This is a genomic window from Corynebacterium sp. PCR 32 (assembly GCF_037464985.1).
Taxonomy (GTDB): domain Bacteria; phylum Actinomycetota; class Actinomycetes; order Mycobacteriales; family Mycobacteriaceae; genus Corynebacterium; species Corynebacterium kroppenstedtii_D.
In genome coordinates this window covers 669,363-691,413 of the sequence record NZ_JBAHVL010000001.1, presented here as the reverse complement: position 1 = coordinate 691,413, position 22,051 = coordinate 669,363, and the positions used below count along the sequence as shown (strand labels likewise).

At 53.1% G+C, this 22,051-nt stretch carries 18 protein-coding genes; 13 read left to right on the top strand and 5 right to left on the bottom strand.

The window, feature by feature from the left end:
* Nucleotides 1-7: 7 nt before the first annotated feature.
* Nucleotides 8-964 (bottom strand): inositol monophosphatase family protein, encoded by a 957-nt coding sequence (locus tag V5S80_RS02900; RefSeq protein ID WP_395169223.1) that lies wholly within the window; start codon nucleotides 962-964, stop codon nucleotides 8-10.
* A gap of 137 nt (nucleotides 965-1,101) precedes the next feature.
* Here V5S80_RS02900 and ppgK point away from each other — a divergent pair, with 137 nt between their 5' ends.
* Entirely contained in the window at nucleotides 1,102-1,857 is a 756-nt protein-coding gene (ppgK, locus tag V5S80_RS02895) for a polyphosphate--glucose phosphotransferase (protein ID WP_395169222.1), read from the top strand.
* A 473-nt stretch (nucleotides 1,858-2,330) separates the two neighbouring features.
* Entirely contained in the window at nucleotides 2,331-4,034 is a 1,704-nt protein-coding gene (locus tag V5S80_RS02890; protein ID WP_395169221.1) for an RNA polymerase sigma factor, read from the top strand.
* Between the two features lie 148 nt (nucleotides 4,035-4,182).
* On the opposite strand, the gene V5S80_RS02885 is transcribed toward V5S80_RS02890, so the two are convergent.
* On the bottom strand, nucleotides 4,183-5,913 hold the full coding sequence (locus tag V5S80_RS02885; protein ID WP_395169220.1) for a DEAD/DEAH box helicase: 1,731 nt from the start codon (nucleotides 5,911-5,913) through the stop codon (nucleotides 4,183-4,185).
* Nucleotides 5,910-6,149, bottom strand: coding sequence for a DUF3039 domain-containing protein (locus V5S80_RS02880; protein ID WP_395169219.1), 240 nt, complete (start codon nucleotides 6,147-6,149; stop codon nucleotides 5,910-5,912). Before V5S80_RS02880 ends, V5S80_RS02885 begins: the two co-directional genes overlap by 4 nt.
* 145 nt (nucleotides 6,150-6,294) lie before the next feature.
* On the opposite strand from V5S80_RS02880, the gene V5S80_RS02875 reads away from it, so the two are divergent.
* The 4 genes from V5S80_RS02875 (at nucleotide 6,295) to V5S80_RS02860 (ending at nucleotide 10,634) form a co-directional block, all read left to right on the top strand.
* Nucleotides 6,295-6,801 (top strand): DUF3099 domain-containing protein, encoded by a 507-nt coding sequence (locus V5S80_RS02875; protein WP_395169218.1) that lies wholly within the window; start codon nucleotides 6,295-6,297, stop codon nucleotides 6,799-6,801.
* Nucleotides 6,802-6,850: 49 nt separating this feature from the next.
* A complete protein-coding gene (locus tag V5S80_RS02870) occupies nucleotides 6,851-8,491 on the top strand; it encodes a methyltransferase (RefSeq protein ID WP_395169217.1) in 1,641 nt (546 codons plus the stop codon).
* A 312-nt stretch (nucleotides 8,492-8,803) separates the two neighbouring features.
* A complete protein-coding gene (locus V5S80_RS02865) occupies nucleotides 8,804-9,787 on the top strand; it encodes a sigma-70 family RNA polymerase sigma factor (RefSeq protein ID WP_395169216.1) in 984 nt (327 codons plus the stop codon).
* A gap of 169 nt (nucleotides 9,788-9,956) precedes the next feature.
* Complete coding sequence (locus V5S80_RS02860; protein ID WP_395169215.1) at nucleotides 9,957-10,634, top strand: iron dependent repressor, metal binding and dimerization domain protein; 678 nt, start codon at nucleotides 9,957-9,959, stop codon at nucleotides 10,632-10,634.
* A 98-nt stretch (nucleotides 10,635-10,732) separates the two neighbouring features.
* Here the strand turns inward: V5S80_RS02860 and V5S80_RS02855 are convergent, their stop codons facing one another.
* Nucleotides 10,733-11,308, bottom strand: coding sequence for a neocarzinostatin apoprotein domain-containing protein (locus V5S80_RS02855; protein WP_395169214.1), 576 nt, complete (start codon nucleotides 11,306-11,308; stop codon nucleotides 10,733-10,735).
* 346 nt (nucleotides 11,309-11,654) lie between these two features.
* On the opposite strand from V5S80_RS02855, the gene V5S80_RS02850 reads away from it, so the two are divergent.
* From V5S80_RS02850 to V5S80_RS02840, 3 genes are read left to right on the top strand one after another with little or no spacing between them, the layout of a single operon-like run.
* The gene (locus tag V5S80_RS02850) at nucleotides 11,655-12,731 is read left to right on the top strand and encodes a hemin ABC transporter substrate-binding protein (RefSeq protein ID WP_395169213.1); all 1,077 of its coding nucleotides are present in this window, start codon (nucleotides 11,655-11,657) and stop codon (nucleotides 12,729-12,731) included.
* A 2-nt stretch (nucleotides 12,732-12,733) separates the two neighbouring features.
* Nucleotides 12,734-13,825: a FecCD family ABC transporter permease gene (locus V5S80_RS02845; RefSeq protein ID WP_395169212.1), complete on the top strand. Its 1,092-nt coding sequence runs from the start codon at nucleotides 12,734-12,736 to the stop codon at nucleotides 13,823-13,825.
* Between the two features lie 36 nt (nucleotides 13,826-13,861).
* Complete coding sequence (locus tag V5S80_RS02840; RefSeq protein ID WP_395169211.1) at nucleotides 13,862-14,629, top strand: heme ABC transporter ATP-binding protein; 768 nt, start codon at nucleotides 13,862-13,864, stop codon at nucleotides 14,627-14,629.
* A 55-nt stretch (nucleotides 14,630-14,684) separates the two neighbouring features.
* Here V5S80_RS02840 and V5S80_RS02835 read toward each other — a convergent pair whose 3' ends face one another.
* Nucleotides 14,685-16,463 carry a neocarzinostatin apoprotein domain-containing protein gene (locus tag V5S80_RS02835; protein ID WP_395169210.1) on the bottom strand — a complete coding sequence of 593 codons (1,779 nt, stop codon included), beginning with the start codon at nucleotides 16,461-16,463 and terminating at the stop codon, nucleotides 14,685-14,687.
* Nucleotides 16,464-16,465: 2 nt separating this feature from the next.
* On the opposite strand from V5S80_RS02835, the gene V5S80_RS02830 reads away from it, so the two are divergent.
* The 4 genes from V5S80_RS02830 to V5S80_RS02815 all read left to right on the top strand — a co-directional run bounded on the left by V5S80_RS02830 (nucleotide 16,466) and on the right by V5S80_RS02815 (nucleotide 21,981).
* Nucleotides 16,466-16,735: a hypothetical protein gene (locus V5S80_RS02830; RefSeq protein ID WP_395169209.1), complete on the top strand. Its 270-nt coding sequence runs from the start codon at nucleotides 16,466-16,468 to the stop codon at nucleotides 16,733-16,735.
* Nucleotides 16,736-16,945: 210 nt separating this feature from the next.
* Complete coding sequence (gene galE, locus V5S80_RS02825; protein WP_395169208.1) at nucleotides 16,946-17,935, top strand: UDP-glucose 4-epimerase GalE; 990 nt, start codon at nucleotides 16,946-16,948, stop codon at nucleotides 17,933-17,935.
* 422 nt (nucleotides 17,936-18,357) lie between these two features.
* Nucleotides 18,358-19,419: a PAC2 family protein gene (locus tag V5S80_RS02820; RefSeq protein WP_395169207.1), complete on the top strand. Its 1,062-nt coding sequence runs from the start codon at nucleotides 18,358-18,360 to the stop codon at nucleotides 19,417-19,419.
* Between the two features lie 9 nt (nucleotides 19,420-19,428).
* The gene (locus V5S80_RS02815) at nucleotides 19,429-21,981 is read left to right on the top strand and encodes a DEAD/DEAH box helicase (RefSeq protein WP_395169206.1); all 2,553 of its coding nucleotides are present in this window, start codon (nucleotides 19,429-19,431) and stop codon (nucleotides 21,979-21,981) included.
* The last annotated feature ends 70 nt before the right edge of the window (nucleotides 21,982-22,051 follow it).

Below are 22,051 nucleotides of genomic sequence, written 5' to 3'. Positions count from 1 at the left end.
ATGGTTGTCATTCGGCTGGAATCGGTTCAAGACCCCCTGCGCGTGCCAACCCTTCTCGGAGAGGACCAAAGAGATCCGGATGGGCTGCAATCAAGAGTTCCCCTTCACGTCCAGAGCTCGTCCTGGCCGGTGTGTCAACACGAACTCCGGCTTCACGAGCGATCAATGCACCAGCCGCATAGTCCCACAGGTTTAGTCCATGCTCATAGTGAGCATCGACTCTCCCGGCCGCAACATGGCACAAATCCAACGCTGCTGACCCCATTCTCCGAATATCACGCACAGTCTCGAGCATCGCGCTCACTACAGTCCCCTGGATGTGACGCCGCGAGGCTGTATATCCGAATCCAGTGGATACAAGCGCATTCGATAGATCACACCCACGCGCAACGGAGAGCCGAATATCCGAGCCAACCGCCCGGGGCTCAGTGATGTCATGACGCAGCGCCCCATGACGAAGAAAAGAGCCGACCCCCCGTGATGCGAAATAGGTTGCATCATGAGCAACATCAACAACCACGGCAGCGACTGTTTCTCCGTTTACTTGAGCAGCTAAACTCACCGAATAACAGGGGATACCATACAGAAAATTGACGGTCCCGTCGATCGGATCGACGACCCACACGGTTCCTTCCTCAGGGAGGTCACCGCCGGATTCCTCACCGACGATAGCGTCGTTAGGGCGAACCGTCGAGATAAGGCGACGAACAAGGCTCTCTGTAGACTTGTCAACCTCGGTCACCGGATCATTGTCCGACGACTTTGTTCCAATGGGCGCCAGTGTACCCGCTCTTCTTTCTCGTTCTTCGCGAACATGTCGCCCAGCAGCCATCGCAACAGAGAGCGCGATATTGAGCTCCGAATTAGCTTCATCGGTGAGGGTTGATGGGTTTGATACGTTGGGGTTTGCCAACGCAGACTCGTCAGCTGACGAATACTGATTGTATGGTGAAACAGAAGTCATAATCTCAACGGTAACTATTCTCAACCATCACCGCAGACAGTTACGCTGATTCAGCACAACGCAGGGTATCGCAGTGGCCATGATGCCCCAGACGTGGCAGTAATTTTCTTATCACAGGATCAGCTACTATCAAAGCTATGGATAATTATGGGTTTGGTATTGATATCGGCGGGAGTGGGGTAAAAGGCGCCGTTGTCAACCTAGATAATGGTGAATTTGTTTCCGAACGAATCAAGGTCGTGACTCCACAGCCATCAACACCAGATGCTGTTGCCGAAACATGTCGACTCATCGTGGATCAGGCACAATGGACCGGTCCTGTTGGAATTACCATTCCGGCAATTGTGAAACAACAGCGGGCACAGAGCGCAGCAAATATCCATAAGTCCTGGATCGGCACCGACGTATCTGACCTTTTTCATCGGTACCTTGGCCCATATCGGGATATTGTTGTTCTCAATGATGCCGACGCTGCCGGCATGGCAGAGGTCGCCTACGGTCATTCCCTTGCTCATCATGGTTCAGTGATCTTCCTAACCTTTGGAACAGGTATTGGTTCTGCCTTGCTCATCAACGGTGAATTATTTCCCAACAGTGAGTTAGGCCACCTTGAAATTAACGGAAAAGAAGCTGAGCGGCGAGCATCCTCTGCCGTTAAAGATCGGAAAGGCTTGTCCTACAAAGAATGGGCACAACGGGTTGATGCCGTACTTAAAGAATATGAGAAACTATTTTCACCAACTGCTTTCATTGCTGGTGGTGGGATATCGCGGCGACATGAAAAGTGGATTCCGCGGTTAACCTGCGAAACGACGGTCATCCCCGCGAAACTCCTTAACCGAGCTGGAATCGTGGGTGCCGCGATGGCAGCGCGTGATCATATTTGCCCGTAAAACAACACCGATCCCCGTCTCTACGCGAGCCGGTCAACGTTCAGTGAAGCAGATAGGTTATACTGGGCGGTCGATCGAGCTAGTTGTGCACATTTCGTCGATCCAGCCACACCATCTTCACTAAACCCCAGCGTACGTGCCGGGGAGGATGGTGTCCTCTCGGAAGATAGCTTTACCCAGCGGGTGCGTAATACACGTCCCGGGGATAATGGGTGTAGTTGTCTGACTGGCTGGATAGCTCACGGTTGTGAACAACAGTAGTCGAAATCGTCATCGATCAGGAAGGGCCGTGTGGACGTTACCGAGCAATCCCGAGTAGCTGTACTGACATCAACCGGGACATCGCAACATGTGGGGAAGTCCATTTCCTACACAACCCCAAGCCCCGATCAAGCTCAGGAAATAGCCGTGGTTGACCAGCGGTTCAGTGACGATGGAGGGGCCAAGCGATAGTGGAGACTGCGAAAACAAGCATGACTGAATCACCGAAGAAGGCTGTAGCAAAAAAGGCGACGACCAAAAAGACCGCCACCAAGAAAGCTGCAGCTAAGAAAACAGCTGCGAAGAAAGCCACAACCAGGAAAGCAGCCTCAAAGAAAGCTACAACTCAGGGATCATCGACATCGCCTGCTCCCCTGGCCGACACATCAACACCTCAACAGACATCGCCAGCAGCTTTCAAAGAGGAGAGCACTCCTACGAGGTCGCGGGCGACCTCAGCGGCGAAGCGAACCACGGTTAAAAAGGCAGCGACAAAGAAGGCAACCGCAAAGAAAACCACAAAGTCTGCTGCCAAGAAGTCAGCAGCGAAGCGGAAAGCCTCTGCGGTCACGGTCACACACGATGCAGCTGACCTTGCCATGTCGGAGGATCTGGCAGTTGTTGACCAAGAGAAATACAACACCCCAGATGTTGACGATAGCGTCCTCGACGAGAACCACGATGATCTTGGGTTGGACGATATTGATGATGGCGACGATATTGATATGGAACCTCCAGGGCTCGACGAGGACTTGGATGACGTCGACCACGATGAACTCGATGATGACGATGACTTGAGCGGTGATGACTTAGGTGACAGTGATCTCGATGAAGATGATCTTGAAGACGACCTAGACGGCGATCAAGCTAGCTCCCCTATTAAACGGATTGATGAGTCATCTACTGAGGACAGTGAAGATGACAATGGCAAGTTCGTGTGGGATGAAGACGAGTCTGCAGCTCTTCGCCAAGCCCGGAAAGATGCCGAACTCACAGCATCTGCAGACTCCGTTCGTGCTTATCTTAAGCAGATTGGTAAAGTCGCTCTTCTGAATGCTGAGCAAGAGGTTTCTCTTGCCCAACGTATTGAAGCCGGTTTATACGCCACGCATAAGCTTGATGAGATTAAGGCCAGTGGTGCCAAATTAAGCCCTGCACAATCGCGAGATCTACGTTCGATTGCCCGTGATGGCCGAAAGGCGAAAAACCACCTCCTCGAAGCGAATCTTCGTCTGGTTGTCTCGTTGGCGAAGCGTTACACCGGCCGTGGTATGGCTTTCCTGGACCTCATTCAGGAAGGCAACTTAGGTCTCATTCGTGCCGTCGAAAAATTCGATTACACCAAGGGATATAAGTTTTCGACTTACGCTACATGGTGGATCCGTCAGGCTATTACGCGTGCGATGGCAGATCAAGCGCGAACGATTCGCATTCCTGTTCACATGGTGGAGGTCATCAATAAACTCGGTCGCATCCAACGCGAACTTCTTCAAGATCTAGGTCGCGAGCCTACTCCGGAGGAATTAGCTCGGGAGATGGATATTACTGAAGACAAAGTGCTGGAGATCCAGCAATATGCTCGTGAACCCATATCGTTGGATCAGACCATTGGCGACGAGGGCGACAGTCAACTTGGTGATTTCATCGAAGATTCTGAAGCAGTTGTTGCTGTGGATGCGGTGTCCTTTACGCTGTTACAAGATCAGCTTCAAGATGTATTAAAGACGCTCACCGAACGCGAGGCTGGCGTGGTTCGCCTTCGCTTTGGGCTCACTGATGGCATGCCACGAACGCTCGATGAGATCGGACAAGTCTATGGTGTAACTCGAGAGCGTATACGACAGATAGAGTCGAAGACAATGTCAAAGCTGCGCCACCCGTCACGTTCCCAGGTCCTCCGCGATTATCTCGACTAGCTCGCCACCGTGTGGAATGACTGCATGTGTATCTCCATTGATGCTGACAACAGCTAGTGATCAACGCTGCAGCTACGTTGTTGGCCAACAACGTAGCTGCGCTGCTGTTGGCTGACGATCCGTCACATAAGGCGAACCTACCTCTCACTCACCAATTACGCAGGTAGTTAATTCTGCTTCGTAACTGTTCAGCCGTACACAGCGCGGTTTGTGGACCTCCACATGCTTGACGCACCTCATTATGTACCCGCCCATGAGGACGGCCAGTTCGCGCCGCGGCAATAGAGACCAGGGCGTTGAGTTCTTTCCGCAACCGCGAAAGGTCATCAATCACACCGCGGCTCTGCTGTGTATTGTCAGCATCGAGGTTGTCCCCCTCGTCCCTACGCGGGTCATGAAACCGCCGTCGAGCTTCTTCGACCTTTCTCTTGTCGCGCTCACGAGCCTTGAGCTGCTCCTGTTGGTGGTTCTGCAAAAGCTGCCTCATCTGGTCAGCGTTGAGTAGCCCCGGAAGGCCCAGATATTCGGCTTCCTCGTCGGACCCAGAAAGCGTACCAGTGCCGTACGACGAGCCGTCATAAATCACATGATCAAGCTCAGCCTCAGCGCCAAGTGACTCATATTTCTTCACGTCCTCAGGTTCTGACTCTGTCTTATTCGCCTGTGCTACAAGTTCATCGTCCCAACCATCATTGGACCGGTGCGGTTTGCCTAAAACATGGTTGCGTTCAGCCTCCATTTGGGATGCCAGGTCCAACAAAATAGGAATTGAGGGAAGGAAGATCGACGCGGTCTCGCCCGGCACCCGTGAGCGAACAAATCGTCCAATAGCCTGAGCAAAGAAGAGTGGGGTCGACGACGAGGTCGCATAGACGCCAACGGCGAGTCGAGGGACGTCAACCCCCTCGGACACCATGCGGACAGCGATGAGCCATCGGTCAGTGGATTGAGAAAATTTTTCGATTTTCCGTGATGATCCTGGCTCATCAGAGAGGACAACGGTAGCAGGCTCGCCTGAGAGGCGTTCGAGGATCGTCGCATACGCGCGTGCTGTCTTAGTATCGGTCGCGATAACAAGCCCACCGGCGTCAGGGATTACACGTCGATATTCTTTGAGGCGGATATCCGCTGCACGAAGAACGGCTGGGATCCATTGCCCTTGCGGATCCAGTGCCGTCTTCCAAGCCTTTGCCGTATGTTCAGCGCTCAAAGGTTCACCAAGCCGGGCTGCAAACTCCTCCCCTGCACTATCTCTCCAGCGGGCTTCCCCTGAGTACGCCAAGAAAACAACGGGCCGAACTACCCCGTCGCGAAGCGCATGGGAATATCCGTACGTGTAGTCCGCACACGAGACTTGGTGTCCTTCACCGTCTTCGGTGTACCTCACAAATGGGATCGGTGCATCATCGGAACGGAACGGTGTTCCCGTGAGCTCAAGGCGCCTGGTTGAATCAGAGTATGCGTAACGGATGCCATCACCCCAGCTCTTTGCATCGCCGCCATGGTGAATCTCATCCATGATGACGAGGGATCGCTTCCTCGTTGCCAAGGAGTGGTGTTTAAACGGGTGCATCGATACTTGGGCATATGTGACCGCCATTCCGTCGAACATGGGGTTAAGGGTGCCGGCTGAATTCGTAAAGTTGGACTCGAGTGCAATGTCCATTCGTGCAGCAGCTTCTGCCCACTGGTGTTTGAGGTGTTCGGTCGGAACAACAACGATAATTCGCTCGACAGCGCGCGTATCCAGTAGACGTCGAGCGAGAGTTAAAGCAAAGGTAGTTTTCCCTGCTCCTGGTGTTGCTACTGCCAAAAAGTCTTCAGGATGGGTATCGAAGTACTGCGAGAGCGCGGCTTGCTGCCATTCTCGAAGTTTCACCGGCGGCGCAGCCCCCGATAGATGCGTTCACAGTCAGGGCAGACAGGCGAACCCGGTTTGGCTTGCTTGGTGACTGGAAATGTTTCACCGCAGAGCGCCACGACAAAATTACCGTTCACAGCGGATTCCACTATCTGATTCTTTTTCACATAGTGGAAGTACTTTGGGGTATCCGAATCCGTTGTTTGGTCTTCAGTTTTGGTGCGTTCAATCGTCGTTGTCTGCGATAATGCCACGGTTCAATCATGCCTTACGAGTCGAGTGAGGTGGGAAATCCGCAGGCATCTGAAATGCTGCCTGCGAAGCCAGATTGCCGGTTGAGAAGTATCTACATTACCGCGTTGTCGTCGCGAACGCAGTTTAGGGGCTACGGTGGAGAGCATGTTTCACCGACGCAAAAACGTCGCTCTCATTACCGACGCTAAGCGTTCGCCGGTCGAGGACTGGCGCCGACGGCGGCGTGAGTATGCTATTTTGCAAGGCCTACGTATTCCATTTCTGCTGTTCGCCGCCGTCGCGTTTATGGTGTTGCATAATGTGATCCTCGCGGCGGTGTTCACAGTTATTTCGGTTCCTCTTCCGTGGATTGCGGTGGTCGTCGCTAATGCTGTGGGGGAAACACAGGATCCTCGCCAACCGCGGGTCTATAAGCCAGCTGCCAACAGAGATGCGTATTATGCTTTTCATGGTGCGCTCGATGGTGAGAGGGCAAAGCAACTGATCTCCCACCCGGATGACAATGGAGAAGAGGGCCTGAGTGGCTCAGCCTCGATCACCATTGATGATAGTTCCTATGACAGTGGCCTGGGCCTGACCGACAGCGACCGTCCCAGGGGCGTGCCGGATGATTCCGCCGGTTCTGGCGCTGACGGATCCCGTGGTGATTGATGTACCCAGGCCACGAGAGCACAATGAGTTTTCGCCTACTATGGCAATCGTGTATACCCGGAATTGTTCTGTCCCTGACGCTTCTCTTCCCGATGTCTCAGCATTGCCCCGATGTGCCATAACACTTGCTCAACGGTTACGTGAACTTGGCTATTCATCATCGGGACTACGAGCTGTCCTTCGTGAGGATGGGCTGGCGGCTCTCGATCGTCATGAGCCTGCTGCTGTTGCTTTTGCGTGTGATCGTGCTCTGCAGGCAGCGGCCGATGAGAATGATCGCCGTTTGGCTTGGACGGTACGGTTGCTTATTCTTCGGGAACCGCATCCTCGTGAGGTGTTTGTCGATATTTTCGGCGATAGTTTTGTTAACGCGGCGATATCTGGTGGGACCCTTGTGTGCGTGCAGGGGCCCGAACCTGGGCTCTATCGGGTAGCTATTGATATTCGTCCCCTTCGGGCTAGTGCCATCGACCACCGTGACTATTTGGTTTTTAGTGATGCTGACGCCTCGATGGTTGATCATATGCCAGGGACTGACCATGTGTTGGGTGTTGGGGCGGCGTCGCTGTCGCTTCTTCAGGCGACAGGTGTTTCTCGGGTCGGTTCAGTGTTGGATTTGGGAACGGGCTGTGGTGTTCAGATGTTGGGCCAGCTAGGGCGATCATGTTCTGTCCTGGCGACAGATGTAAGCTCACGCGCGATCCTCTTCGCCCGAGCAACTTATGCTGCTGCTCAGGTCTTTTCAGAGGTGGACACAACTGCTGATGTTGAGTTTGTCGAAGGATCATGGTTCGAGCCGGTGGGTGCCCGTACGTTCGATCGTATTGTCGCCAATCCACCGTTCGTTGTTGGCCCGCCAGCGCTGCGGCATGTATATCGTGATTCTGGCATGGACCTCGACGGTGCAACCGCGAAGCTGGTAAGTGAGATCCCTGAGCACTTGTCGCAGGGTGGACACGCGTTCATTGTGGGTGCGTGGGTTCATTCAGAGTCTGAGCCGTGGCAGGCGCGTGTGGCATCGTGGTTCCCGGATCACGGCTACCGGGCATGGGTATTAGAGCGTGATTGCGTCGATCCTTTGCACTACGTCGGCACGTGGATCAAGGATGAGTCGCTAGATCCGCGAAGCGAGGCTGGACAGGCTCAGTCGCGTGCGTGGATCGAGTATCTTGATGATGCTGGTGTGTCTGGAATTGGGTTTGGCTTTATCGCGATGACTCGCATCGACTCCGAACGTCCCTCAGAGGTGGTGTGCGAGGAATTTACGCAACCGTATACCGATGCGCTTGGACCTGAGATTGAGGAATATTTTCGACGGTGTGCGTGGCTGGATGCGCACACATCGGATGAGATTATGAGTAGTAGATTCCGTGTACGTTCGGGGCTGGCAGTGGACAAGGTGTCCATAGCGAGGTCTGATCACGGGGAGGAATTCACCGCCGAGACTTTTGCTGATGTAGTCACCCGCATGACCAGGACAGATGGCCCGCGTTTTTCTCATGACATTGATGATCGTGTGTTACGTATCTTCCGGGGGTTGCACCCTACCGGGCTTAGTGCGCGTGATGTGTGTGAGATTGCGGAGTTGGCGGAGCCCTCAGTGAGCGATGAGCCTCTTGCTGATCAGTTTCTTCCGGTCCTTGTGGATGCTATTCGTCACGGGCTTGTCCTTCCCGCTGATTTTGAATGAGATCAGGCAGATATATGTGTCACACTGTGAGCACCTATGAGGCAGCCATTTTCCCTGCTCAAGGACGATACTTTCCGTATTTTACCCCCATGTGAGGGTGTTTGCGACGCCGAACGTCATACGAATTGCTAAACATGGAACCTTTTCACATCCCGGCGCGTTGGGATACATGAATGCGATCGTAACAGCTTCATTCCATGGTCACGTGTCAGGCGGCGATTGACGATACAACGCGTCGACGCAGAGAACGTGGCCGTGGGGCTTCCGATCGCACCACAATCGCGACACCGAGCGCAGTTAAGGAGCCAGCACATGGACGAAGCGCAGATCAGTACCGCTTTGACTGAAGCGAATGATGACCCTGGCCGACGGGCTAACAACAATGAAAATCCTTCAGCTGATTTGGTCCGCGTCTACCTTAATGGGATTGGTCGCACCGCACTTCTTAATGCAGAAGACGAGGTTGAGCTCTCACAAAGGATTGAAGCTGGGCTTTACGCTCAGTATCTTCTCGATTCGGGTGGGCAGTTCTCCCGGACACATATGAGAGATCTCAAAGCTATCGCCAGAGATGGGCGAGCGGCCCGCGCTCACTTACTCGAAGCTAACCTTCGACTCGTCGTATCGTTGGCTAAACGCTACACGGGGCGTGGAATGCCCCTTCTTGATCTCATTCAAGAGGGCAACTTAGGCCTTATCCGTGCCGTCGAGAAATTCGATTACACCAAGGGATTTAAGTTTTCGACGTACGCGACGTGGTGGATTCGGCAGGCGATTACCCGCGGTATGGCGGATCAGTCCAGAACGATTCGTCTCCCCGTCCATTTGGTTGAGCAAGTTAATAAGCTCTCGCGCATCAAACGTGAGATGTATCAGCATCTCGGCCGCGAAGCTACCAACGAGGAACTCGCGGAAGAATCTGGCATCGACGAATCTAAGATTGATCTCCTCCTCAAACAGTCTCGCGATCCTGTCAGTCTAGATATGCCCGTCGGAACCGACGAAGAAGCACCTCTAGGTGACTTTATAGAGGACTCTGAAGCTACCGACGCTGAGGAGGCTGTCGTAGCGTCGCTCCGCCATTCTGATATCCGCACGGTACTCGCTACTCTGGAGAAGAGAGAGCAAGACGTTATTCGTCTTCGCTTTGGTCTTGACGATGGTGTTCCGCGTACTCTTGACCAAATCGGGCGGGAATTTGGGCTCTCCCGCGAACGAGTTCGCCAAATTGAACGTGAAGTCATGGCGAAGCTTCGCAAAGGGGAGCGTGCAGATAAACTTCGTTCTTACGCCTAGTAGCCACTTTGTGTCATTCCTAGAATGAACGAGACAAGTCGTATCTTGTGCGACAAAGATGGATATTCACTACCCCGGGGAGCTCGTCCCGGGGTTTTCGCGTTAAGGGTAAAGTAACAAATCAGCATGTAGGCTTATTTTATCGATCTATTTAAGGAAGGCATCCGTCATGAAGGATCTTGTCGATACCACTGAGATGTACCTCCGGACAATCTATGAACTAGATGAGGAAGGTATCACTCCCCTGCGTGCACGCATTGCAGAGCGCTTGGAACAATCGGGGCCGACTGTCAGTCAGACGGTTGCCCGGATGGAGCGGGATGGTTTGCTTCGCGTCGCCGAAGACCGACATCTTGAGCTCACTGATACGGGTCGCCAGGTTGCCATCGCTGTTATGCGTAAGCATCGACTAGCTGAGTGCCTACTATCGACGTTGCTTCAACTCCCCAAGGAAAAGGTGCATGAGGAAGCTTGTCGGTGGGAGCATGTCATGAGTGATGATGTTGAACGGTGTGTCTACAAAGTCCTTGACGGCCCAACTCACAGTCCGTTTGGAACCCCGATCCCCGGGCTTCCTCAGCTTGGAGTCAATAGCGACGAGTCTCAGATGGAAGGCAAGCGGCTAACAGACCTGGCTCGTAACGAGCTGGTCACGGCGAAAATCCTCATGTTTAACGAGGTACTACAGTCCGATGCTACGTCGATGGAAAAACTCCGGAATGCTGGGATTATCCCGGGCAAAAAAATCCACGCCGTCGTTAATGATCAGAACGCGACGATTTCTGTTGGCGATGAGACCGTGTCCATTCCGGTTAGCTTGGCCCACGCTATCGTTGTCGAACATTAGATGTTGACGTCCAACCTGTCGCACTGCCCCCCATCGGGTTAATTTTCTGCCACATGTAACCCTATTCAGCCGATACCGCAGGTGTGCGGTATCGGTATCTATTTAAAGGTGATGGGAATGTCAGCTATATCGACAAACCCGTTACTGTGGTCACCGAACAGCTTTATCACGCACTCCTGTGTTTTACAGTCAATATCGTCTCCCCTGGTACTGACGTTTTTTTGGGTGACGCTGATTTCCTCACGAAATGCCCCATCCCTCGTAATCGCGCCATCCTGATTCTCGTTTGATATCCACTTTTGAGCACGAGAGTCACCATGCTTGCCGAGGCAATTTGGTACGGTGCCCGTGTTCTCTTTTGTACACACAGCCAGGTAATAGCCCATCTCAGGGTCCGCATCTTTGACGCTGATGACTACTTTTTGCCCATCCTGTAGCCCGTGAGATTGAGATGCGTTCATGACAACGATTCCATCGCTTCCCGTCACCGTAGTACTCGCGCTACGATCACGCTTCTCCTGGGGTGACATGGACGATGGTGAGTTGGTTGTCCTGTTACTGTCGTGTGAGCATGCACTCATCGTGAGGCCACCTGTGATAATGGCGGTGGTCGCTCCTACCTGCAGTACAGCCGTCATGGTGCGATGAAGAGGATCCGTCATTCGGCGTCTCATAGAGTCTCCCTTGCCGTACGGCTAGAGCAAACCGTGGTTACCCTTAATACAACACATATCCGATTGTTGGAGAGGGCAAATGCTCTGATTGCCCACCTAGCAGCGTAACACTGGCCTTAGGGAGTGGCCAGTGTATTAGGGTGGTGTAGCCTTTGGCACTAGCCCCCCTTGAGGTGAGTTGTCAACACTTCAGTGAAGTTCCAGTCCCTCAATAGTTACTGATAGACATTTGTACGGTCGCCTCGTCGGCCGTTACCCGTGAAAGCTGTGACCAGTGCATTTACCCTCAGGTTTATTCTCACTTCGTGGCCTCAGGTCCGACAGGCGCCCTTCCAAGATAGTAAGCATGCTCTCCGTTATTCTCCTCGCCGGCGGTATGAGCATGACCGCATGCGATATCCCCTCACGCGATGGCATGTCGTCCCATCAATCAGATCGCGCACGTCACTCACCTCATGCGCAAGGCCTCACCAACGCTTCAGTGGATACCGGCGATCCCCAGATTATTTCTCACGTTCAACCCCATCTTCCAGCACAGACTACGTCTCAAGGAAAGACAGTCATAGTCACGAAGGCTGAGCGAATTCTCGGTCTCGATCGGTCCGGTGCTTTGGCTGCATCTCTATGGGCAATGGGTATGGGAAATAAGCTTGTCGGACGGGATATCTCCACCACATTCCCTTCATCCGCAAAGCTTCCTCTCGTTACACCTGGTGGTCATTCCATCAATGCTGAAGCTGTTCTCAACCTTGCTCCCGACATCATTTTTACCGATGGATCCATCGGACCTCAGTCCGTCTTCCGCCAGTTAGAGAAGTCAGGAATCACCGTGGTATACACCGATCGCGATCGCCATCTAAGGAACGCGGATAACCTGATGCGGCAGATTGGGGATGCGTTGGGCGATCACCATGCAGGAGAGCACGCTGCCCATCACATGCGAGACGACATCACGTCGTCAAGTGCAGCAGCGCAAGCACGATCGGATCACCGTCGAATGATCGTCCTCTATGTCCGTGGTACAAACATATCGATGATTGCTGGGCGTAAATCAGGAGCGTCTGATCTCATCAAAGCTGTGGGCGGGATTGATGCCAGTGAAGGACTCGGGTTGAACAAGGCTTTTACGAATTTGACGTCCGAAGCCTTAGTGAAGGCTGCACCGGACACCGTCATAGTGATGAGAGATGGTCTCTCCTCAGTAGGAGGTCTCAGCGGACTTCACCAGCTTCCCGGTTTTGATCAAACGCCTGCTGGTGCTCATAACAGTGTGCTCACAGTGCCTGATTCACATTTATTATCTTTCGGTCCGGATACCGGGGCGGTCATCACCGCGATAGCGCACGGTCTCTATTCGGGCTCAGGGTCCCCACCGCCCGCTGCTTCTACCCGGACATCAGAACCTACCGTCGCGGGGAGATAATCATGATTAAGCGTTCCCGAGCAGTGGTTTCCCATCGCCGCCGGGTCCTCACCACGGCAATCTTCTTCCCCACCATCATCGTCTTGTTGGGGGTTAGCCTGGTGTACTCTGCTGCAGCCGGCCAAATGGAGACGACTCCAAGCCAAGTGGTAGGTTCGCTCCTCCATTCAATGGGCTTGTCTTGGTTAGATGCACCCTCCCATGCTAATGCCGAAGCGGCCTTATGGTACGTACGTTTTCCGCGGATCGTGGTGGGTGCAATTGTGGGGGCTGGGTTGGGTATCGCTGGAGTCTTGCTCCAGGGTGTGTTCTCCAATCCCCTCGCCGAGCCTGGAATCATTGGCGTGTCTTCAGGTGCAGCGGTGGGAGCATCCGCAGCGATAGCCCTCGGGGCTTCTGCTTCTACCTCCTATCAAGGCTGTGGTCCATGGATGGTGGCAGTAGCCGCGTTTATCGCTGGACTCTGTACAACTGGATTTATTTATCTCGCGTCTCGACGTCATGGCCGTAGTGAGGTTGTGACTCTTATTTTGACGGGTGTTGCTACAAACGCGATGGCAGGCGGGATGATCTCATTTCTCACTTTCATTGCGAGTACAGCTGCTCGTGACCAAATTGTCTTTTGGCAAATGGGATCTATTGCTGGAGCATCGTGGACGGCAGCAGGAATCATTGGCGTAGTCACTATTCCGGTTAGTCTATTCGTGTGGATTTTTGCCACACCGCTTGATCTTTTATCGCTAGGTGAAGTGCAAGCTCGTCATCTGGGTGTGAATGTTGAACGGCTCCGTGGGGGCGTTGTGGTCGTTGTTTCACTCATTGTCGCGGTTGGAGTGGCGTTCACCGGAATTATCTCGTTTGTTGGACTTGTTGTCCCTCACGCACTGCGGCTCATTGTTGGTCCTGGTCATCGTGTGCTCATTCCAGCTTCGGCGCTCGGTGGTGCATTAACATTGACAGTCGCCGACGTCATCGCGAGAACAGCAATTCAGGGAGCAGATCTCCCTCTGGGAATGTTAACGGCACTCATTGGTGGCCCCGTATTCTTCTATCTTCTTCGCCGTTCTCGAGGTCAATCTGGCGCATGGCGCTAACTGCTTTGCCAAGAGGTTATGTCGAAAGGCTGTCCCATGCTATCTCTTGATTCAGTGTCCCTACATCGCGGGGGCCGTAGGGTACTCGACTCAATCAGCATCTCTATTGAGCGAGGGGAGATCGTCGCTATCGTCGGCCCTAATGGCGCCGGTAAGTCGACACTGTTGTCATTAGCAGCGGGAGATCTCTCTCCAGATTCGGGCACGGTTCATATTAATGGCCACGATGTAACGGCAACATCTGCATCGCATCTTGCGCGTCTGAGAGCGGTGCTGATGCAATCAAACACTGTTGGCTTTTCGTTCACTGCTGGGGAAACCATTGCGATGGGTCGCGCTCCGTGGTCAAAAACAGACACTGTTGATGATGCAAACCATGCAATGAACACAGCAATCGACGAAACCGGTGTCCGGGGGTTCCTTTCTCGTGAGTTTCACCATCTCTCGGGGGGTGAGAGAGCTCGTGTGTCATTAGCTCGGGTTCTGACACAAAGTACCCCCCTCGTGCTCCTCGATGAGCCAACGGCTGCGTTAGATATCCGCCATCAGGAGGATGTGATGGCGATTTGTCGACGCAGGGCAGAAGGCGGTGCTGCCGTCGGCATTGTTCTCCATGATCTTTCCCTCGCGGCAGCGTGGAGTAACCGTATCGTTGTTCTTGACAACGGATGCATTGCTGCGTCGGGACATCCTGAAGAGGTCTTGCATTCGGAGCTCTTAGGCAGGGTCTATGGGTGCCCTATGCAGGTATTACGGGCCCCAGATGGTTCCCCCATTGTTGTTCCTGTGAGAAGCGGGGAATGACGCTGCATTCCCCGCTGTAGATTTTCCATGCTATGTATGTTAAATCTGCCGTTGCTTAGGGTTCACCTGGGGAATTATTCTCCCCCATGTGCTTATCGTGAGCACTCAAGTTTCGCCGCTTTTCAATACCGAATAGCACGGCGAAAATGATGGCTAATGCACCAAGGGCACCTATGAGTCCTCCATACAGCCATCTGCTATTTGAACTGGTGTTTTTTATGCCAGTAGCCTGATTGTCAACGCCATCGCTGGTGGAGTTTGCCTGGGTTGTCACCGCCTGCTTTTTCTTTTCTTGACGTGCTTTTTTTCGTGCTTCTTCCGCTTTTTTCTGAGATTCAGCCTTCTTTGCTGCCTCTTTTATAGCGGCATCCTTGTCCTGTTGAGTCCCCGTAACGGTGATATCAGTGACCGTATCTTGACTCCGGTCAGCCGAACCATGTGCAGCAAACGTGAAGATGGCACACTGATTTTTAATGCAGTTTCCGGCCTTAAAGATTGGTTCGATATTCAAGGTGGTAGTGAATGACCCATTCGGCGACATCTGCTGTGGACGTACCCAGGTAGTCGCGCCGAATACAGAAGCGTCCGTTGTGGAGAATTTTGCTTTTTCAGCAAGTCCTACATAGACTCCGCTGCCGCTGGACGTGAATCCCTGTCCGGTGATAGCAATAGGAGTCTTCCCGGTAGGTGAGATGGTAGTGCGAGAGACGGAAACGCGGGCGCCACTGCGTGATTGTCCGGTACTACCGCTGGCGCCCGAGGCTTGGTTGAGCCCGTAACCTGTGGTTGACCCGTCCGGTGAGGTGCTGTTATTGCCGGGTGGTGCCTCCACTGATCGGGCAGCTTGTTGCATATTTGTTACAGGCACTCCCCCGAGGAAACTCACCGGTGTAGCTGTATCTTGGCTACGATCATGTGATCCATGTGCGGCCAGTGTGTAGATTGCGCAGGCGTTGGCGAGACAGTTGGAGTTGCCAAATGTCGCTGAGACCGGAAGGTCGACGGAGAATGATCCATCGGCATTGAGGTTTCCCTTGTTCCGAGAGACCCAGACGGTACCAGGGCCAAATACGTCAGCATTGGTTGTACTGAACTGATTTTGTTGTGCAAGTCCGACGTAGATGCCCTCCCCCTCAGTTGTGAATCCTCGACCGTGAACTGTGACAGTGTCACCACCGGGGTTAAGCTCAGTAGTTTTGTTGACGTCAACGGTCGCCCCGCTGCTGGATGTGCTTCCAGGCGGCACCGCTGAGCCTTCACTCCCTTTGTCGTCGTTGTTATCCCCGTCATGGCCGCCGTCAGTGTCGATAGTGACTGCTGCCCCGGTCTGGAATGTGATAGGGGTCCATGCGTCTTGTGACCGGTCAAATAATTTCGGGAACGCGGTAAAGGAGGCGATGTAGCACTGGGTGACGGTGCAATCAACGTCCTTAAATTTTGTATCAACCTTTAATTCAGTGGTGAAGTTGCCTTGGTCATTAGCCTTGACCTTCACTGCTTTCCCGTATTCTTTAGGGAACCCAGCGGATGGCTTTTCTATGGTTTGAGTAACATAAATTGACTCGCCGGGTGTGTAGCCTTCGCCGGTGGCTTTTATTTTATCGCCACCAGCCAGGCCCCGAGGTTTGTCAAGGGTCAAAGTGGGCGATTGGCCAGAGCGCTCAGTGTTCCCGCTGCCGAGAATCCCGGGCAGATGAGATTCCTCAGGAAGACGTACAGGATTTCCAGAATTAGATGTGGGCGGGGTGTCTGTCGCCGATGCCATCGGCATGGAGTGTGCCCCCAGGCTAGCCACAAGAATCGTCAAGAGCGAGGTTCCTAATATGCGTGCCATGGATGAGCAGTGTGGTAGTGACGAATGGCCACGTGTGGTGGGGGAAGCATGGCGTAGATGAGATTCGGAGTGATCTCGGGTGGGAAGCATGGATTCTCCAGATGATCGAAGGACATATCGCGTTCGCCTGGCGCCGCGATCACGACGATGAAAATTCTGCTGGCAGGGTGTGGTCGGTAGCATCGTTAGCGAACAGTGATGCGCATAGACGTCGGCTCGTGGATCGCTGCATGTCACCTGACAACGTCAGCGACTGTAGCAATCACGGATAACCACATATCACTACATGAAGGTAAACCTGAGTTCCTGTTTAGTCAATGTTGTTGTGCATTCTGTCATCATGGTCGAGATCGTCCGAACTCTGTGCTTCGACACTGCATGGACGCAATCACCATTTCCACGAGATCCTGTCCCGCTGGCAACGGCTAGACTGATGGAGACGATAGAAGCAGAACGTACCGATTGAGGAATATAAGGAAGTTATGAAGGTTCTTGTCACAGGTGGCGCGGGATATGTCGGCGGTAATGTCGCCAAAGTGCTCATTGAGGAAGGCCATACTGTCACTGTCATCGATGATCTCACAACAGGGAATGCCGATCTCATCCCCGATGGGGCGGAATTCGTTCATGGGGATGTTCGCGATGTCGCTGCGGATGTTCTTACAGATGGTGGTTTCGATGGTGTCGCCCACTTTGCAGCACGATCACTTGTTGGCGAATCCGTGGAGCGACCACAAGACTACTGGCACCACAACGTGGTGACGTCGCTGGCTCTTCTCGATGCAATGCGACATGCCCATGTGGATAATCTTGTGTTTTCTTCCACTGCTGCGACCTACGGTGAGCCGGAGACAGTGCCGATTACCGAGGATTTTCCCACTCGTCCGACTAATCCTTATGGCGCAACAAAGCTGTCCATCGACTATATGATCACCTCCTATGCTCACGCATTTGGATTGGGCGCAACGTCATTGCGTTATTTCAACGTGGCCGGCGCATATCACGGTCAAGGTGAAAACCGTCGTGTTGAGACCCATATCATTCCGATCATTCTTCAGGTCGCCTTGGGCCACCGTGACGGAGTCAAAATTTTTGGCGACGATTGGCCGACTAAGGACGGCACCTGCATCCGTGACTACATTCACGTACGCGATCTCGCTGATGCCCATCTCCTCGCCCTGGAGAAAAATAAGCCAGGTGTGCACAATATTTACAATCTAGGCTCGGGCGATGGATACTCAGTTCGCGAGGTTATTGATATGTGTCGCATGGTAACTGGACACCCGATTCCAGCAGATGTTGCTCCTCGTCGTGCTGGAGATCCTGCGGTGCTCATTGCGTCCAGTGATAAAGCTCGGACAGAACTCGGGTGGAAACCGTGCCACACAGACCTTGAGACCATCGTGTCAACAGCGTGGGAGTTTACCCAAACTCTTGGAGATCGCGCGCATTCTGTGCACCTGACCACGTAGAGAGTATGCAGGGGGTCGGCGGGTACCCTACACGTCAATGCCGCACTGTGATGCCTTCAATCATGGCAACTCGGTAATTTTGTTGCATAGTGCGGCTAGACGATATCTGGTGCCAGCGGTGTCAACTGATGATGTCGCGGTGTATATCCAGGGTCCTACCTGGTCAACGGTTCTTTATCTCCTGTTTAGACATCCATGAGGAGGGGTACATGCTGAACTGTTATCTGGGATGTTCCGGTGTCATCTCCACGATATCTTTGGACTGCTCACAGGACAGCTTTACAGCGTGGGAATATAGCTTGCTATCGTGACGTTGTTGTTACTGCTAGTTAGAAATCTACCCTTTTAATTTTCTACAATTAATCCAATGGACGAAACAATTAGGCTGGGGGCTCACGATGACAATGGATAACGATGAACCTATGTATGAACTCGAATATCCCGAGCCTGAAACCAGGTCTGATTCTCGCCAGGGCCTTTCATTAGTTGTCGCCCTTCAAGGCTACGCGGATGCAGGACAAGCTATCGACAATGCTGGATCACATATCAAAGCCGCTCTCGATCATGCACCATTAGCAACATTTAATAACGACCTTCTCATCGACTACCGCTCGCGGCGACCAGCAGTTCATATCATCGACAGCAAGATCGTCCCAGCAGAGAAGACCGAACTCTCATTAGACGTCGTTCGTGACAAAGCCGGACAACCGTTTCTCCTCCTCTCAGGACCGGAACCCGACCTGAGGTGGAGCACGTTCACCGACGCTGTCGTCGACCTGTCAAAACGCTTTAAGGTAACAAAGGCAGTCAGCCTTTACTCGGCACCCATGCCCGTTCCTCATACACGCCCACTCATTGTCACACAGCATGGCTCCTACAAAGCAGATCCTCTTCGCTACCCGCGCTTCGACGGACGAATCACCGTCCCCGGCTCTGCCCAACTCGAACTCGAGATGAAGATGACCAAGGAAGGCTTCGAAACGGCAGGCTTTACAGCGCATGTTCCACACTACATTGCGGCATCAGAATATCCCGCTGCTGTAGTCCGCCTCTTGCAGGCAGTCGAAGAAACTGCGGGTATTTCCATTCCTTTGCAGGCGTTGGAACGCGAATCTGAAAAAATTCAGCGCGAACTTGAAGACCAAGTTGATGATTCCGGCGAAATCGCAGCAGTTGTTCATGCCCTGGAAGCGCAATATGACCAGGAAGCGTCCCGCTATCGCGAGCGTCATGATCGGGGTTTGCTTAGCCCGGATGGCAATGTTCCCACTGGGGACGAGATTGGCGCTGAACTTGAAAAATTTCTTGCCCAAGTTCACCGCGACACCTTAAAAGACAGCAATCAGAATGACCGTGGCTCCGGCGATAGTGATACCACGCCCGAGGCGAACTCGAATGACGCTAACGACCTCAACGAGGGAAACAGCCACGAGAATCGGAGCAATGAAACCGACACTGGCAATGACGATGACAGCCACCATTAAGATAGAGCTGTGAACCTAGCCAGCTTTTTGCCCGACCTTGACGATGTCCCCGAGCCGTTGCTTAATGAGGCCATTTCTGACTCGTTCCGAACATGGGTTCGTTCCCGTGGGATTACCCTTTTCCCCGCCCAAGACGAGGCAATACTGGCAACTGAGGCGGGCGACAACGTCATTGTTGCTACCCCGACTGGTTCCGGAAAATCGCTGGTGGCGTTATACGCGCATTTCTTCGCCCTCGCACACAGGCAGCGAACATTTTACACCGCTCCGATTAAAGCGCTGGTCAATGAAAAATTTTTCTCCCTTTGTCACGCATTCGGTGCAGAAAATGTTGGAATGATGACGGGTGACGCCACGGTTAACGGCAATGCTCCCATTATCTGCGCAACAGCCGAAATCGTTGCCAATATCGCGTTACGTGATGGTGCTGATGCTCCTATTGATCAGGTTGTCATGGATGAATTCCACTACTACTCCGAACCTCAGCGCGGATGGGCGTGGCAAGTGCCCTTGCTCGAGCTTCCACGAACCCAATTCATCCTTATGTCCGCTACCCTTGGGGACACCACGTTTCTCCGAAAAGATTTGAGCAACCGGACGGGACGTGACACGGACCTTGTAGAGGGGAGTCAACGACCCGTCCCCTTGTCGTTTTCCTACGCCTACACCCCTATTCACGAGACGATCGACTCCCTACTCCAAGACCATAAGGCCCCTATCTACATTGTTCATTTCTCTCAACGCGACGCGGCGGACCGCGCCCAAGCCTTGAGGGGGCATATTGCAATCTCACCGGAGAGAAAAGAGCAAATTCGCGCAGAAATTGGTTCGTTCCGCTTCTCATCAGCGTTTGGCCGTCAACTCTCCAGCCTCGTTAGGCAAGGAATTGGCGTACATCATGCCGGAATGTTGCCCAAGTATCGTCGCCTCGTAGAAAAACTTGCTCAAGCTGGCTTACTGACCGTGATCTGTGGAACAGATACGCTCGGCGTGGGCATTAATGTACCCATCCGTACTGTACTGTTCAGTGGCCTCGCAAAATACGATGGTCAACGACATCGTGTTCTCCGGTCCAGGGAATTCCACCAAATTGCGGGACGTGCGGGACGTGCGGGCTTCGACACTGAAGGGTTTGTCATCATCGAAGCACCGGAGCATGAGATCGAAAACTACCAAGCTCGTCAAAAGGCTGGCAGTGACCCCAAGAAATTGAAAAAATTGAGGAAGAAATCGGCTCCGGAAGGCCGTGCAACATGGGCAGAAAGTACGTACAAACGTCTTGTCAATGCCGAACCCGAGCAGATGACCAGTCAATTCACCGTATCCAGTTCCATGCTACTTAACGTTTTATCTCGCCCAGGCAACGGCTTTGTGGCTATGCATCGCCTCCTCCGAGGTAGCCATGAAACTCGTTCGAAGCAAAATCGCCATATCCATACGGCAATCGATCTTTTTCGTGGCCTGCGACAAGCTGGGATCATCGAACATAGCGATGGCCCGGACGACACCGGACGTTACTGCCACGTCACCGACGAACTTCAGCGGGATTTTGCGCTCAACCAACCGTTGTCTCCATTTGCTGTTGCAGCGCTCGATATCCTTGATCCCGAGAGTGAGACGTTTACACTTGACATCATCAGTGTAATGGAATCGATTTTGGACGACCCCGGGCCGCTCCTGCGAGCACAGGAAAAAAAGGAACGGGGCGAAGAGATAGCAGCACTTAAAGCCGAAGGTGTCGATTACACCGAAAGGATGGCTCGCGTCGAGGAAATCACGTGGCCCATGCCTCTCAAAGAGGAACTCGATGAGGCTTTCGAAACCTATGCTGACGGGCACCCATGGGCGCGCGAGTTTTCCCTCTCCCCCAAATCAGTGGTCCGTCATATGATTGAACGTGCGATGAACTTTTCAGACCTCATCGCAACTTATGGTTTAGCGAAGTCAGAGGGAGTCATCCTCCGGTATCTCACCGATGCATGGCGCACGTTACTCAATACCGTCCCAGCGGACTACCACACCGATGAGTTAGATGAGATTATCGATTGGCTGTCAGAGCTCATTATCCAGGTTGATTCGTCATTATTGGATGAGTGGAATCGTATGGCCGACCCTGATACTCCGATTAGTGATCACGAGATCGAAGAACGCGCCTTCGGTGGTGGCGCGCCCACGGCACTAACTGCCAATAAGCGTGCGTTTACCCGCATGGTTCGGAACGTATTTTTTCGTTTTGTCGAGCTTTTCGCTTTTGAAAAAGAACGCGAGCTCGATGAATTGACGGACCGGATTACGTTGGATGATGTGAGGGGTACACCAGATTGGTCGTCGGCGCTTGACAACTACTTTGATACCTTTGCTGACCTTGGTGTGGATGCCTCTGCGCGGTCGGCAGACATGATCATCATTAACGAGGAGGCTCGGTCCTGGTCTGTTCGTCAGATTATCGATGATCCGGATGGCAACCATGATTGGGCTATCACTGGAACGGTTGACCTGGATGCGTCCGACGAAGATGGCGATGTGCGCTTATCATGCCTCAGCATTGTAGAAGGGTGCTAAGCCCACAGCGTCACCATATTTTCTTACCCGAGGTGGCCACACACGCATGGAGGGAAGACATGCGTGTGAA